The sequence below is a fragment of the Streptomyces sp. TSRI0107 genome, from assembly GCF_001905845.1.
Lineage (GTDB): Bacteria > Actinomycetota > Actinomycetes > Streptomycetales > Streptomycetaceae > Streptomyces.
The window spans coordinates 1-14,809 of record NZ_LIVZ01000018.1; the positions used below are offsets into that span (position 1 = coordinate 1).

Genomic DNA, 14,809 nt, shown 5'->3' on the forward strand with positions numbered 1-14,809 from the left:
TCTCCCCATCCCTCACAGCCAGTCCAACGATCAGATGATCGGAAAGACACTGCCTAAGGCCTGTCCGGTAGGTCGTAGCTGGGCTGCGATGGAATGCCTGCATTGGCCCCTGGGCTGAGCGGCCAGCGATCGTTGTTAGCCTCTGACTCCCGTTCGTGGCTGCCACGTGCGGTCACAAGGGAGCATGGGTACTCATGGGCGGATCTCCAGGTGAGTCAGTGGCGGGCGCAGTAGCAGAGCCGTTCCTGATGCCCGTCGAAGACGTCTTTTGCCTGCAACAGGGCAGGGTGGTCATGGCGACGGGTCGGATCGAACGCGGCCGGGTACGCAAGGGCGACGCGGTGGAGATCATCGGCTTGGGTGGCAGCGCGACCGCTCATATCGCGGACATCGAACAGAACCACATGTCCATCGAGGAGGCGAGGGCGGAGATGAACGTGGGGGTACTGCTGCGTGGCATTGCCGCGGACGCCATCGAGCGGGGGCAGGTGATCGCGGCACCAGAATCGGTCAGCGCCCATACCGGCTTTTCCGGCATCACCCTGCTGTCCGAGGAACAGGGCGGTGCGGACGTTGTCTCCGGCGATCGTCTCTGTGTCCACGCCCGCACCGCCGCAGTTTTGGGTACCGTCACACTGCCCGAGGGCGTCCACATAGTCCGGCCGCTTCACGGAGCTGAGGTGACAGTGGTACTGGAAGAGCCTGTCGCGCTTGAGGAAGGTCAGTCCTTCGCATTCCGTTACCACGGTCGTGCCGCCGGATCGGGCACCGTGATTGAACTCCTGCTTTGAGCTTCACTCACGAACGGAGCCAGAGCCGGATCGCCGCGACAGAGACCGTTCCTTCAAAGACGAAGGCCCGCTTGTCGAAACGCATCGGGACAGCCCTGTGGGTCTTGAGCTTGCCGATCAGCCGCTCGACTTCGTTCCGGCGGACATACCGCGCCGGGTCAGAGCCAGTGGGCCTGCCGCCCGCACTCCCGCGGCGACGTCGATTGGCCCGCTGGTTGTCCGGCTCCGGACAGTGGGGCTGCAGCCCGGGAGACGTGTCGCTGCTGCACGTATTGCGCTACATCCAAGCTGTAGGGGGGCTCGACCACATGCTCGCCGTCGAAGGCGGGCAGCAACAGGACCGGATCACCGAAACCACTCAGGAGATCGCCAACCGGCTCGCCGAGCAACTCGGCGACAGGGTTGTTCTGGACTCCCGTGTTGGCCGGATCTCCCAGGACGACAACAGCGTCACGGTCCATACCGACTCGGCTGTGATCAATGCCAAGTACGCTATCGTCACCGCGGCCCCCGAGCACCGTGCCTACATCGAGTTTCAGCCGGCCCTGCCGGAGAAGGCCCAGGGGCTCACGAGGACTTGGCCCATGGGCGCTCTGAGCAAGGCGTTCGTCGCCTATGAAAAGCCTTTCTGGCGGGCTGAGGGGCTTTCGGGTGAGGCACTGACGGACACCGGGACGGCGTTCATCACCTTCGACGTGTCGCCTGACGATGGACCGGGCATCCTGATGGTCTTCTGTGCCCCTCGTGTGTACGACGGCTTCAGCCCAGAGATTCGACGTAGCCGAGTCATCCAGCAATTGGTTGACTTGTACGGCGCCCAGGCGAGTACGCCTATTGACTACGTAGACCATTGCTGGGGCACAGAACCGTTCGCCCCTGGTGGCCCGCACCCCGCTGTGGCTCCCTACGCATCCGTGAGCTACGGCAGCGCCCTCACCGAGCCTCACGGGCGTATCCACTGGTCTGGCACCGAAACCGCAGGCGAGTGGGTCGGAACCATGAACGGCGCCGTCCTGTCAGGTCTGCACACTGCCGAGCAGGTCGCCCGGCGACTCAGCGTCGAAGGAGCCGCCTCGGAGTAAGCCTCGCCGGCTCCTCGGGGGTCAGGGCAGACCGGCCAGCATGAAGGAACTGGGCCCGTGCTCACTCCCGAGGTCGCTGACACGATCCGGTCACCGTGCTGGCGGCTCACGGCCGGCGTCCACGACTCCTCGCCTGCACCGAGCTTCTCGCCGGCATCGCCGGACGCCAGGTCGATCGTCGGCCTCGACGAGCTCCTGCTGACGCCCACAGTGGACCCGCCCTTACGCTGACGGTCGTCCTGTGACGCACGCCGGATGCGCCGGCATCAGGCGTGCGTTCACTCGGCCACGACGCGCACTAGTTGGCAGGGTCGACCCTGCGACGGTGGAGGCCCTGGTCCGTTCACGCGGATCGGTGAATGTGGTCATCAGGGCCGAGAGAGCGGACGTGGCCAACAGTGCGGCGATCAGGTGCGGCTCATCGACACGGGGCGTCACCTCGCACTCACGGCAGCAGCACTCGGTGACTCGATGAACGGATAGGTGATGCAGATCTACCAGGCTGGCGATCTCCCGCTTCGGGAGGGCGATCAGGAATAAGCCAACGGCTATGGTCATTTCATCGGTCAGCGTCATACGGCTGCCGTGCGAAGGCTGTGGAACCACCCCGCCGGGCGGTGTTCCCCGACGTGACTGGGGTGGCTCCCGCGTGCCGCAGCCTGAGATCGCCCGACTGCGGGGCAGCTCACGGGCCAGCGCCCCAGAAGGCGTGGCTCACAGACCGGCGTCCCGGCCGTCGCTGTCGCCGGTGAGCCGGCTTTCCAGGCCTGCGATCAACGTGTCCGTCATGAGGCGGAACATGTGGTCCTGGTCAGGGCGTTCAGACGCTACGTCCGCAGAGTCAGGGCCTGCAGCCCCATCACCGTCTTCACCATCGTCAAAGCCAGGGGGCTTGAGGGTCGACCACCGATGGAGGGAGCCGTTGAGTTCGGCGACAAGGACACCGATGACGACGGCGACCATCAGCGCCGTGATCTTCGAGACTTCTGACCGCGGAACTCCGGCAGCCTCCACGATCGCGGTGAGCGCGGTCCAGAACGGGTCGTCGGACTGGACGAAGTCGGGCTGGCGGCTGAACGAGTAGGCCATCAGTTCGGGATGGCGGTGCGCCAAGGCCCGGAAATCTGTTGCGAGCAGGCGAATGCGCTCCTGCCAAGGAGCGTCCTCAGGCGCCACGGTGCGGAACTGGGCGCCGACCATTTTGGTCACGCCGCGCATAACCGCTTCCTTGTTCGGCACGTGATAGTAGAGCGACATAGGGTTCGCGTCGAGCTCGGTGGCGAGTTTGCGCATGGTGAGCGCCTCGACGCCGTCCGCGTCGATCAGTCGCAGGGCGGCGGCGTAGATCCCGGCCTCGCTCAGAGGCACATCCCTCTTCCTCGTTCCCCGCGGGGGACGCCTCACTTTCTTATCCATACGTCGTATGGTGCCAAGTCCATACGGCGGAGGTTTCCGTACGGCGCCACGGCCAGCCGCCCGGCACGGCCTCAGCCGCTGTCAGTGCTGGTTGACCGGCCACACGGCCGCCGGGTCACAGTGGGCCGACCAGGCCAGCAGGCAGGTCTCGTTGCCCAGGAACAGCTGGTAGGTGTCCGGCCTGATGCTGTAGGGCTGTTCCGGCAGGCCGGGGCGGACGGCGAAGTCCCGGTCCTCGGGCACCTGGCAGAGGTACACCAGGTCGGCTCCGCACGCCCGGTCCACATCCACCGCGACGAGGACGGGCGGATTATCCGGACCAGCGCTGAGAGCGGGGGCGACGGTGACCGGGAGCAGGGCGGCACCGACGCGGCGCAGGGTGCGGTGCTACCCGCCCGTGGAGGCGGTCTGCCCGGTCGGAAGGCGGTACTAGCGATCGACGGATCGCATCCCCGCCTCGTCGTACCGCTCGCCCGCCGCCTCGGGCAGTTCCGCATCGATTCGGGACAGGTCGTCCTCGGTCAGCGTGATGTCGACGGCGGCGGCGTTCTGCTCCAGGTAGGTGCGTCGCTTGGTGCCCGGGATCGGCACCAGGTCCTCGCCCCGGGCCAGTACCCAGGCGATGGCCAACTGCGCCGGGGTGACGTCCTTCTCCTCGGCGATCTCCTTCACCTTTGCCGCCAGCCGGAGGTTCGCCTCGAGATTGGCCTCCTGGAAGCGCGGGTTCTCGCGGCGCCAGTCGTTCGCGTCGAGCTCGTCCGGCGATGTGAACCGCCCGGCGAGGAAACCGCGGCCCAGCGGGGAGTAGGGCACGAAGCCGATGCCCAGTTCCCGGCAGACGGGCAGCACCTCGGCCTCCACGTCACGCGACCACAGCGAGTACTCGCTCTGCACCGCGGTGATCGGGTGCACGGCGTGGGCACGCCGGATGGTCTGCGCGCTCGCCTCGCTCAGGCCGATGTGCCGCACCTTGCCCTCGGCGACCAGCTCGCCCAGCGCGCCGACCGTCTCCTCGATGGGTACGTTCGGGTCGACCCGATGCTGGTAGTACAGGTCGATGCGGTCGGTCCCCAGGCGCGCCAGGGAACCGTGGATCGAGCTGCGGACGTGCTCGGCCGAGCCGTCCTGCGGGCCGACCGTGCTGATGTCGCCCGGCACTGCATCGTCCATCCGGTAGTTGAACTTCGTCGCGATCACATATTCGTCGCGGTGCCCTCGGATCGCCTCGCCGACGAGGGACTCGTTGGTGAGGGGGCCGTACATCTGCGCGGTGTCGAGGAAGTTCACCCCGAGGTCGAGGGCGTGCCGGATCGTCGCGATGCCCTCCTCGTCGTCGGCGGTTCCGTAGAAGGCGGACATGCCCATGCACCCCAGGCCGATGGCCGATACCCGCAATTGCCGCAGACTACGCTTCTGCATGTCGTGTCCCAGCCTTCCCTGCGCCTTGATCGTCGTTCGGGCGGCACGAAGCCTCTCGTCCATCCAGGCACAGATGCCACCATGCAGCATCCTCAGGAGGAGCGGGCGCTGAGAGGGCGTCGTGCGCCGTTACGTCCTCGACGCTATGACTTCGAGCGCGCTCCATGACAAGTGAGATGTGAAGTTCGGCTCCTGGTCGGGCCCCACACCGGTGTGACGCTCCAGGGCTCTGGGGAGGCGAGACTGGGGCCGTTCGTCCTGCGCCGTGCGGGATGCGGCGCCCGGGGACGCTGGTGGTACCAGCCGCCGCCCGTACGCGGGACTACGCCGCCGACGACCGCCGGCCACGTCTGGGGCCGGTGTCCGGCTGCCAGGTTGTCCGGTACGTCGGCCCCTGCTCTGTGGGAGGCCACCCTCCCGGGGTCGGCCGCCTGGCTGCTGGTTTCCTCCCAGGCGGTATCGACCGTGGTCACTTCCAGGTGGCGCGTGCCTGCGGCGCGGAGGGTCGCCGCTGGGGGTCCAGTGTCCGGTGGCCTGCATCTCCTGTGCGGTGAAACAGTGTGGAGAACAGGACCGGCAGATGAGAGAGCGTGACCGACACGGGCGTGGGCCGGGGCGCAGTGCTGCCGAGAAGCGTGATGTCGACTGCGCGAGCTGGTGATCACTGATGACGAGATGGACCCCCCGGCGCGATGGCGGACGGCCCTCGGGGAAACCCTGCTCCCACGCCTGGACGGCGGATCCGCCCCCGCTGAGTGAGACGTGCGCGTCGTGCGCGGCGCACGAACGCGCACCGGCCGACCTGCTGCTGTGCCTGACCTGCGGCCACGTGGGCTGCAGCGACAGCTCTCGCGGCGCTCACGCCACAGCCCACTTCGAATCCAGCGCGCACCCGGTGGCGCGCACCCTGGCACGCGACCGGGAATGGGCCTGGTGCTACGAGGACGAGGTGTATCTGGACCCGCTGGAGGAGCCCGTGCCGCGTTCCGCCTTGCGGACGCCCGAGTCGGTCTGGGACTACCCGCGGCCGCCCGTCATGCGGGAGGACGACCGTGACGTGCGGGTGGAGTGCGCCGGACAGGTGGTGGCCGAGACCTGCAGGGCCGTCCGGGTGCTGGAGACCAGCCATCCCCCCGTGTTCTATATTCCTCCGCGAGACGTCCGTACGGAGCTTCTGTTCCCGGCGGTCGCGGGCCGGACCTGGTGCGAATGGAAGGGGTCGGCCCGGTACTGGGACGTCGTCGTGGGAGACGACGTGCGCGCTCGCGCCGCTTGGAGCTATGCCTGTCCCGAGCCCGGCTACGCACCCCTTGCCGGCTTCTTCGCCTTCTACCCGAGCCGCATGGACCGCTGCACGGTCGACGGGGAGGAGGTCACGGCGCAGGAGGGGGACTTCTACGGCGGCTGGATCACCGCGGAGGTGCGTGGGCCGTTCAAGGGTGCCCCGGGCACCCAACTGTGGTGAGGCGACGACGGTGAGAGCCGCTCAGGCGAGGGTCGCAGTCGCCCCCGCCTCGACCAAGACGTCGGGCTCGAACAGGGTAGTCGACCCGATCAGCCAGGAGGGCGGATACGGCACCGTCAGCCCGATCTCCTCCGCCATCTGCCCCACCCCTGCCACGAACGGCGTCGATGCCGGACAGGAGCGTCTGCGATTCATCGGTCCTGCGGTGCTCCTGGGCCCAGTCGCGGGTGACCGGCCGGGACTCACGCGGGCCCTCGGCCGTTTCGGTCTGAGGGACGGCCAGGCCTCGGCGCCCGTGTGTCGGATGGGGCAGGTCGTCAAGTGCCAGTCCCGCGATCTGTGCCAGTCCCGCCTGGTCGACGACGCGGGCCGGTTCCAGCTCCGGTGCCCAGGTCGATGACGCATCGGTCGAGCGGCACGGAGCCAGCCCGCCGGGGTGCAGCTCAGGGCGAGATGGTCGCGCCAGCAGGGCAGCGGTTCCTTGGGGGCGGTGAAGCCGTCGTTCTTCGCGATCCGGGCGTTGCCCGGTTCTCCCGGGCGGTCCCAGGTTTGGAGCGCGCGTTGCGCACCCGGCCCGTTCCCTCAAGCACTGAGGACCGCCTGCGTTTTCTGCTGGCAGCGCATCGGGGATCCACCCGGAGGGTGGCCGTCGTGCACGGTGCAACGGTGGGTGACGAAGAAGCCAGGAGCGCGCCGTCCCCCGGGTCCGAGGCAGGTTCGGGCGATCGAGGAGGCAGTCCTGGCTCGGTGGCAGCCTCGGGTACAGGCCAACGCCATGCACCCACTGATCAGAAAGACCGCTACTGGACAACAGCTCTCCGCCATCGGCATGCGCTGGACATGACTTGGACCTGCTGCACCTCGTGCACCGTCCCCATACCTTCGAGCGTACATATTGCGTACCAAGTGCGTACGCATGGCATTGGGGGCAGTGGGCGCCTATTCTCCCCTCCCGCCCGTCTGCCCTGCGCGGCTACCGGTGCCCTCTGCGCGGGTGCCAGGCACCTGCAACCGCATCGTCGCTCTTTCCCGATCCGTGCACCCGACCCGATGACAATGCACACCGATCCAGAAACCCAGGTCGCCGCGCACGACGGCCGCCGCACGCGTACGCGACGCGGGAAAGTGCTCGTGGCCCTGTCCGTGGTCGGCTCGAGCCTGCCGTTCCACGCGGCGGCCTACGTATCGGCCGTGGCGCGACCGCCCGCGCCACATGGCGTCAGCTGGGGCGCCAGGATTGCGGCAAGGCGCCGGGGGCCTGGAGGTCTCGTGTGGGTACCGGGCCGGTGTAGCGGACGTATCCGGTAGGTGTTGCGCCGAGTCGGTTAGCGAGCCACCCCGTTACCTGGCGGTTGCGGCGCAGTCCGCCGCGACGCCTCCGCTTTCGGTGCCGAGCTGTGACGTGATGGCCTCTTCGTGGTCCGTGCCCTGGGCAACGGCCAGGGCGATCGGGCCTGTACCTGCGGCGTAGTGGTCGATGAAGATCTGGTACTGCGGGGTGTTCTCGACCATGTTGGCGTCCATGAACGCCTGGAGCAGTTTCTTGTCATCCTGATCGAGGGGCGCCTTGTCCTCCCGCCACTTGAGCGACAGGGCCGCAAGCACGTCGTGTGTGCAGGCCTGTGCCGGCGAGTCCTCGACCGCAGCCGCCGACGGGTCCCCCGTATTGGCCGCACTGCTGGACTGGCCGTTGGAGCAACCAGCCGCGAGCAGGATCGCACCCATCGTGAATATCAGTGTTGTTCGCACGTTCTCCCCGACGACGGACAGGTTTTGGTCGAGGCGCTCGGCGCCTCAGGGACCGGCGTGATCTGGAGCGGGGACGCGTGGCCGGCGATCACGCAAGGTCACTTGCCGGCCGGACTCCTCGAAGGGCGGGCGACAGGTGGATACGCGAGCCCACCAGTACCGAGGCCGGAGGAGTGACTGCCCGCGTGGCGGGCATCGCCCTGCCGGCAATGGGCGTCGTCCTGGACGGGATGCACATGGGGCCCGGCGGTGCCGGCCCCCTTTTCATCTACTTCCTCGACCTCGCACGGCAACACCTGGCGCAGGACGGCCAGTGCGAGGGTGTGACAGGCGGCACCATGTGCCGGATGCCTGCCCGATCGCGGCCGCATGTGCGCTCGCGTCACCGGTTGGCGGCTGTTCCCTCGTCGCTGCATGCTGCCGACCGAAGGATCCACAGCGTGCCGGCGAGGGCCACATGCGGGTGCCAGGCTGCCGTCCAGCCACCGCGGTGCCGGGCTGCTTGATCACGATGTCGAGGGTGGTTCTGCGCTTGATCTCCAGCGGGTTGTGACCGAGGTTGCCGGGCCGATAAGGATGGTGCCGAGGGGTGCGAGCAGGTCCGTCCGGGCGTCGGCAGGGTCGGCGTCACCGGGGCGGGGGGGCTGTCAGCGCCGCGCGGTGCGACGGTGCGGAGGGCGGCGGCCGGTCAGACCGTGGCTCCACCCGGATGCGTCGGCGAGGGCGCGGACGGTGTTCAGGCCTCGGCCGTGGTCTTCACCGGCGCCGGGGAGGCCTGCCGGAAGGTCGATCGGGGCGGGACAGGTGTCCCGGACGGAGATGACCAGCCCTTGGTCGTGGGTCAGCAGGTGGGCGTCGGTGACGAGTTCTGAGATGACCGACGGCGTCCTCGATGACGGGGAGCGGCCGGTCCCACGCGCCCAGGGTCGTACGGGCATGGTGCCGCGCTGTCCGTGCTGCGTGTGGGGTGTGTTCGAGGGGCAGGTGGCTGGCGCGGGAGCCGGTGTTGTGGTGCTGCCGTTGGGACGCGACGAGGTGGGTGGTCGTCTTCATGGCGAGCCTTGCGTTGAGGTGGTGGGGTGTTCCAGTGAGGGCTGAGTGGCGGGAGGTGGTCCGTCCTTTCTTGATCGGTTCCGGTCCCCGGGGGTGTGCCCCGGATCCGGTTGCGGGGCGGCTGGAGGGCCGGATCCGGGGCGGTTCTTGGAGGGGTTACTTGACGGCGCCCGCGGTGAGGCCGCGGGTGAGGGTGCGCTGGAAGATGAAGAAGAAGACGATCATCGGTATGACGCCGAGGAGGGCGGCGGCGCTGAGTGCGGTGGGATCGCTGGTGTACTGGCCTTGCGTGACGGACAGGCCGAGGGGGACGGTCTGGTTGTCGTTGGAGATGAGCAGGACCAGCGGGTAGAGGAACTCGTTCCAGCTCCACACGAAGAAGAACACGCACATCACCGACAGTGTGGGCCAGCTCATCGGCAGGACGATCCGCCAGAGGATGGTCCAGCGGCCGGCGCCGTCGAGGGAGGCGGCTTCGATGAGTTCCTTGGGGAAGGTGCTGAAGACGGAGGAGAGCAGATAGGTGCCGAAGGCGCTGTAGGTGATGCCGACGAGGATGGTGTAGCCGAGCTTGCCGTCGTAGAGGCCGAGCTCCTTGAACAGGTAGTAGATGGGGTAGACGAGGCCTTCCTGCGGGAGGACGTTGGCGCCGAGGAAGAAGACCAGGAAGGCGGTGCGCCAGCGGATGCGGCCGATGCCGATGGCGTAGGCGTTGAAAAGGGCCAGGAGGACGGCGATGGCGACGACGCCGAGGCTGATCTGGACACTGTTGACCAGTTTCTGGGTGAAGTCGACGCGTTCCCAGACGTCGCCGACGATGTCCCAGTTCCACTGTTCGGGCCAGGAGAGGGAGCCGTTGGCGCGGTAGTCGGCGCTGGTCTTGAAGGAGTTGACCAGGATGATCGCGAAGGGGGCGAGGAAGGCCAGGACGAAGACGGTGACGGCGGCGACGACAGCGTAGGAGCCTGGTCCCCGTCCGTCGGCTGTTTTCCTTCTTCTGCGTTCCTTGGGCGCGGCGTGGCTGGGAGGTGCTGTTGCCGTTTTGCGTGCGCTTCGGGTGGTGTCAGTGTCGTGGGTGATCATGGTCATCCGTCCTCGCGGGCCTGGCGGCTGAGCATGGTGCCGGCGATGATCAGCACGAACAGGATGATGGTGCTGGATATGGCGGAGCCGTAGCCGACGTCGGCGCGCTCGAAGAAGTTCTGGTACGCGAAGTACGCGGGGACGAGGGTGGAGTTGCCGGGGCCGCCGCCGGTGAGGACGAAGATCTGGGCAAAGACCTTCAGGCCGGCGATGGTGGTGGTGACGAGGACGACGTAGACCTCGGGTCGCAGGATGGGGACGGTGATGCGGGTGAAGCGCTGCCACCAGCTCGCGCCGTCGAGTGAGGCGGCCTCGTACAGTTCGGGGTCGATGCGCTGCAGGCCGGACAGGAACAGCACCAGGGGGTAGCCGAGCTGCATCCAGACGAGGACGCCGAGGACGACCCAGAGGGCGAGATCGGGGTCGCCGAGCCAGTTCTCTTGCAGCGAGGACAGGCCGATGGTGTCGAGGATGCTGTTGATCGCGCCTTCGGGGGCGAGGATCCATCCCCACATCAGGCCGGTCACGGCGACCGGGATGACCTGGGGGAGGTAGAGGCCGGAGCGGAAGACGGCGACGATGCCGTCGCCGTGCTTTTTGCCGATGTAGTCGAACAGCAGGGCGGCGAGGAACAGGCCGAGCAGGGTGGGTACGACCGCGATGCCGACGATGACGAAGGCGATGTTGCGGAAGGAGGCCCAGAAGTCGGCGTCCTGGAAGAGCCGGGTGTAGTTGTCCAGGCCCGTAAGTTCAGGGGTGCCGATGCCCTGCCAGGCGGTGAGGCTGTAGTAAAAGGTCATCACCAGCGGGACGACGAGGAAGAGCAGACTGAGCAGCAGGCCGGGGGCAAGGAAGATGGCGTACCCCGAGGACCGCCGGTGACGTGTGGTTTTCACGGTTGCTCCTAGGTGGGCGGGACGGCGGGCCGGGCGGGCCGGGTGCCGTCCCCTGAACGGCGCGGCATCGGGGTGGCGCAGCCGGGCGATGCCGGCGGGGCGGCTCCTGTGCGATGCGGGATGTGGCCGGTGGTTTCGGCCGCGGCACTTCTAGGACCGGGTGGAGATGTACTTCTGGTACGGGGCGGCGAGTTCGTCGAGGACGGTGTCGGGCTTGCCGTCGTTCATGAGATTCTGGGTGGCGGCCAGCCAGGTGTCGTAGTAGCCGGGGACGGGCCAGTCGGGGTAGAAGGCCAGACCGTTGATCGACTGGTAGGCGTCGAAGGCTGTGATCAGCTCCTTGGCCTTTGGGTTGGTGATGGTGTCCGCCTGGGCGGCGATGGGGACGCTGCCGCCTTCACCGATGAGCTTTTGGATCTTGTCGGACATGGTGATGTCGATGAAGTCCTCGGCAAGTTCCTTGTTCTTCGCCTTGGTGGGGATGACCCAGTGGTTGCCGCCGGAGCCGAGGGTCTTCTCGCTGCCCGGGTAGGGGGCGGTGGACCACTCGAAGTTCTCGATGTCGGTGGTCAGGCCGCCGAACCACCAGTTGCCGCCGACCATGATGGGCCGCTTCTGCGAGACGAACTGCTCGGTCATGTCGCTGCCCTTGAGGCCGACGTCCTTCTTGTCGAAGTAGCCCTTGTCGAGCCACTCCTGATACTTCTCGACGGCGTAGGTCATCTCGGGGCCGTGGAAGTCGACCTTGCCCGCGTAGAGCTGGTAGTCGTCGACCCAGGTGTCGTTGGCCTGGGACAGGGCGAGCAGGTAGAGCCAGTGGCCGGCGGGGTGGTCGTTGCCCGCGTTGCCGTTATGTCATGTCGGCCTCAGGAACAGGCACTGAGGATGCGCCGCCCGTACGATCCCCTCGTGACAGCCCGCCGAACTCTGGGCACCGGCCCCCAGACTCCTGCACACATCCGTGCCACCGAGGCCGACCTGCTCCACTCCCTGCCCGGAGTCCACCTGCCCGACCTGGAGGAGCTGAGGGCTCGTGGAGTCCTCGGAACGGGCCCGGTCGCGCGACAAACTCACGAGGCTGGTGACTCAGTTGGAGAAACGCGAGCGAGGCGCGGGAGACTCCCGTCATGAGCAACGCACGACGCCGACTCGGCACGGGTCCGAGTACCACCAGAAGCACGACGCTGACGGACACGAGCCCGCGGCTTCTGCCCGTCGAACGAGCCGAGCCGGACGCGACCCTCGAGGAAGCCGAGCGCTCGGATGCGGCCGACCGGAAAGGCCGGCGGACCCTCGGGACAGGAGTCGTCGAGAATGCCGAAGGCGTGGCGTAGCGAAGTAGCTGGCAGCCCAACCGGCGAATGACGAACGCAGCAACCGCCGACCTGCATCCCGTGCTCCGGGCGAAGTCCTTGAACGCCTGGAGCACTACCGGGCCAACCCCCTGTCTCCGCGTTCCCAACGCCATCCGGACACCAGGCGCAGTGACGTGCACAGCTAACGCACGTCACCGTCACGGCCCCTCCTGTCACCGTGGTCGACACCGTCGGCGCGGGGGACTCATTCACCGCGGGCCTCCTTCACCGTCTCGATGCCCTCGGACACCTTGGCGGCCGACTCGACACACTGACCCTCAACGACGCCGCTGACGGCCGCTCATTTTGCCGCCCACGCTGCCGCGTTGACATGCTCGGTCCCCGGTGCGAATCCACCCTGGAAGGAAGGAACGGCACTGCGATCGGCGCTGAGCGGGACATGACGCGTCAGGTGTGCCGCGGGGCGGAAAGCCACGGCGGCTCAGCTCTCATACTCTTTGGGGAAGTGCCACGGCCCTGAGACCAGCTGGCTGTGCCATCGGGCTGGGGCAGCGGGAGAGGAGCCGGTCAGTGAGCACGTCCTGTGCCACAAACGACGAGACCTACACTGCCCATCCCGGCGTGGATGTTCCTGCCTCCACGCTCGCACTGCGGCCTTCGGCTCGCGCGCCGACGCAAGGCGGCCGGGGACCCGAACGGCCGTCAGATGCCGTGGAAGGCCTCACGGTGTGACCTGGACGCTACCGGAACCGATACTGGCCACCCCCGTGCCCGACCCGATCTTGCGCCCTGGGTGGGCGAGCGAGCCGAAGTTATGGACAGGGGTTGCTGTTGTCCGTTGTCCACCCGCAGGGCCAGCTGTGCTCGGACATCGAGCCCCACATGCCCTTAGTCGGCAGACTGGATCGCCTTCACGTGCGGTGCTACTTCGTCCTCGTCCACAAGGCGGTGAATGCGGCGGCCGAGGAGACCATGGCCAGGAGCATGAACATGTGCCTGTAACCGCCGAGGGGTGCGGCGAGTGCGGCGGCGGCCAGTGGGGCGAGCGCGGCGGCGATGGTCGCAGGGGCTGTGAGCAGTGAGGACAGGCGGCCGTAGTGGGTGGTGCCCCATCGGTCGGTGACGGCTGTTGCCTGGAGCAGGGTGAGGTTGCCGCGGACCATTCCGGCCGCGATCGAGACGGCGACGATGAGGGCGTACGGGCCGGGCACGGTCGCGAAGGCCGCGGTGGTGAGGCCGCCGAGCCCGATCAGGACGGTTGTGCGGGCGGTGGCCGTGGTGTGCCGGGCGATGGCGGTGTACAGGGTGCGGCCGAGGGTCTGTCCGGCGCCGCCGAGTCCGAGTGCCCAGGCTGCCTGGCTGGTGGTGTAGCCGCGTTCGAGGAGCAGGGGAACAAGGGCGACGACGACGGCGTACATCGCGAACGCGGAGAGCGTGAACACTGTGGCGAGCAGCCGGAACGGCCTGCTGCGGGTGACGGCGACGGCGTCTGTGGCCGTGTGAACGGATGCGGTTGGGGCTGTCGGCCAGGGGGTGCGCAGCGCGAGGGTGTGGGCGGGGATGGTGACCGCGGCGAGGACGGCGGCGAGCACCAGGTAGGTGGTGCGCCAGGTGAGGTGGTCGGCGAGCAGGGCGGTCAGGGGGGCGAAGACGGTGGAGGCCAGTCCGCCGGCGAGGGTGACGGTGGTCAGCGCGCGGACGTGGTCGGGGGCCCACCAGCGGGTCAGCGCGGCGAACGCGGGTTGGTAGAAGGTCGAGGCCATGGCCAGCCCGGCCAGTGCCCAGCCGGCAAAGAACGTAGGCAGGTTGGGGGCCGTGGCGATCAGGAGCAGACTCATGGTGCCGAGGGCGGACCCGGTGGTCATGACCAGTCGGGGGCCGCGGTGGTCGCGGTGGCGGACCAGCCGGTGGTAGCGGTGATCTCGGGGTTCAGGACGGGGAAGGCGTAGTAGACGATTCCCCAGCTGGTGATCTGAGTGGCGCAGAGAGCAGGCAGGACGGCGCGGGGCCGCGACCGGTCCCCCGTTCCGGTCGCGGCCCTGCTGGTGTGGAGGTTGGTCATCGGCGGATCAGCAGCAGTCGCCTGCGGCGGCTGGTTCCCGGGAGTCGGCTTCCGCGGAGCTGGTGCAGCAGGTGCTGCCCTGCTGCTTGGCCAGGGTGTCGGTGTCGGCCTGCACGACGTACACCTCCCAGGGTTCCTGGCCGGGGCCGTGGACCCAGACCTTGTCCTGGAGGGCGTAGCAGCAGGTCGTGTCGTTCTCCACGTCGGTGGCCAGGCCGGCCTCGCCGAGGCGGGTGGTGGCGGCGTGGACGGCGTCGGTCGTCTCGACCTCGATGCCGAGATGGTCCATGCGGGTCGCCTCACCCGCGGTGCCTTCGATGAGGACGAGCTTGAGCGGGGGCTCGGTGATGGCGAAGTTGGCGTAGCCGTCGCGGAGTTTGGCGGGTTCGGTGCCGAACAGCTTGCTGTAGAAGGCGACCGAGGCGTCGAGATCCGGGACACGGAGGGCGAGTTGCACGCGGGACATGGCGAACCTCC

11 protein-coding genes and 4 pseudogenes are annotated in these 14,809 nt (G+C 67.9%); 4 read left to right on the forward strand and 11 right to left on the reverse strand.

The features are described from left to right. Nucleotides 1-218 precede the first annotated feature (218 nt). Nucleotides 219-791 (forward strand): EF-Tu/IF-2/RF-3 family GTPase, encoded by a 573-nt coding sequence (locus AMK31_RS35800; RefSeq protein WP_073944938.1) that lies wholly within the window; start codon nucleotides 219-221, stop codon nucleotides 789-791. Nucleotides 792-798: 7 nt separating this feature from the next. On the opposite strand, the pseudogene AMK31_RS40210 reads toward AMK31_RS35800, so the two are convergent. Next, a pseudogene (locus tag AMK31_RS40210) lies at nucleotides 799-1,020 on the reverse strand (IS5/IS1182 family transposase); the annotation flags it as partial. A gap of 25 nt (nucleotides 1,021-1,045) precedes the next feature. Here AMK31_RS40210 and AMK31_RS35810 point away from each other — a divergent pair. Continuing rightward, complete coding sequence (locus AMK31_RS35810; protein ID WP_241842833.1) at nucleotides 1,046-1,873, forward strand: flavin monoamine oxidase family protein; 828 nt, start codon at nucleotides 1,046-1,048, stop codon at nucleotides 1,871-1,873. A gap of 714 nt (nucleotides 1,874-2,587) precedes the next feature. On the opposite strand, the gene AMK31_RS35815 is transcribed toward AMK31_RS35810, so the two are convergent. The 3 genes from AMK31_RS35815 to AMK31_RS35825 form a co-directional block, all read right to left on the reverse strand. Beyond that, nucleotides 2,588-3,241, reverse strand: a complete 654-nt coding sequence (locus tag AMK31_RS35815; RefSeq protein ID WP_073944939.1) for a TetR/AcrR family transcriptional regulator — start codon at nucleotides 3,239-3,241, stop codon at nucleotides 2,588-2,590. Nucleotides 3,242-3,370: 129 nt separating this feature from the next. Further along, complete coding sequence (locus AMK31_RS35820) at nucleotides 3,371-3,580, reverse strand: hypothetical protein (RefSeq protein ID WP_143204292.1); 210 nt, start codon at nucleotides 3,578-3,580, stop codon at nucleotides 3,371-3,373. A gap of 138 nt (nucleotides 3,581-3,718) precedes the next feature. Continuing rightward, nucleotides 3,719-4,708 (reverse strand): aldo/keto reductase, encoded by a 990-nt coding sequence (locus AMK31_RS35825; RefSeq protein WP_073944941.1) that lies wholly within the window; start codon nucleotides 4,706-4,708, stop codon nucleotides 3,719-3,721. A gap of 667 nt (nucleotides 4,709-5,375) precedes the next feature. Between AMK31_RS35825 and AMK31_RS42495 the strand changes: the two genes are divergently transcribed. Further along, on the forward strand, nucleotides 5,376-6,173 hold the full coding sequence (locus AMK31_RS42495) for a DUF427 domain-containing protein (RefSeq protein ID WP_079187076.1): 798 nt from the start codon (nucleotides 5,376-5,378) through the stop codon (nucleotides 6,171-6,173). A gap of 1,341 nt (nucleotides 6,174-7,514) precedes the next feature. Here the strand turns inward: AMK31_RS42495 and AMK31_RS35845 are convergent. The 5 genes and pseudogenes from AMK31_RS35845 to AMK31_RS35865 form a co-directional block, all read right to left on the reverse strand. Next, entirely contained in the window at nucleotides 7,515-7,898 is a 384-nt protein-coding gene (locus tag AMK31_RS35845) for a hypothetical protein (protein ID WP_073944943.1), read from the reverse strand. A 671-nt stretch (nucleotides 7,899-8,569) separates the two neighbouring features. Further along, complete coding sequence (locus tag AMK31_RS40565; protein ID WP_143204293.1) at nucleotides 8,570-8,860, reverse strand: ATP-binding protein; 291 nt, start codon at nucleotides 8,858-8,860, stop codon at nucleotides 8,570-8,572. Nucleotides 8,861-9,131: 271 nt separating this feature from the next. Beyond that, the gene (locus AMK31_RS35855) at nucleotides 9,132-10,058 is read right to left on the reverse strand and encodes a carbohydrate ABC transporter permease (RefSeq protein ID WP_079187077.1); all 927 of its coding nucleotides are present in this window, start codon (nucleotides 10,056-10,058) and stop codon (nucleotides 9,132-9,134) included. Between the two features lie 2 nt (nucleotides 10,059-10,060). After that, nucleotides 10,061-10,954: a carbohydrate ABC transporter permease gene (locus tag AMK31_RS35860; RefSeq protein WP_073944945.1), complete on the reverse strand. Its 894-nt coding sequence runs from the start codon at nucleotides 10,952-10,954 to the stop codon at nucleotides 10,061-10,063. Nucleotides 10,955-11,104: 150 nt separating this feature from the next. Next, nucleotides 11,105-11,773: pseudogene (locus AMK31_RS35865) on the reverse strand (extracellular solute-binding protein); the annotation flags it as partial. Nucleotides 11,774-12,460: 687 nt separating this feature from the next. On the opposite strand from AMK31_RS35865, the pseudogene AMK31_RS35875 reads away from it, so the two are divergent. Beyond that, a pseudogene (locus AMK31_RS35875) lies at nucleotides 12,461-12,713 on the forward strand (PfkB family carbohydrate kinase); the annotation flags it as partial. A gap of 480 nt (nucleotides 12,714-13,193) precedes the next feature. On the opposite strand, the pseudogene AMK31_RS35880 reads toward AMK31_RS35875, so the two are convergent. Beyond that, nucleotides 13,194-14,332, reverse strand: a pseudogene (locus AMK31_RS35880) (MFS transporter). 7 nt (nucleotides 14,333-14,339) lie between these two features. Further along, nucleotides 14,340-14,798, reverse strand: a complete 459-nt coding sequence (locus AMK31_RS35885; RefSeq protein ID WP_073944948.1) for an ArsI/CadI family heavy metal resistance metalloenzyme — start codon at nucleotides 14,796-14,798, stop codon at nucleotides 14,340-14,342. Nucleotides 14,799-14,809: the final 11 nt, after the last annotated feature.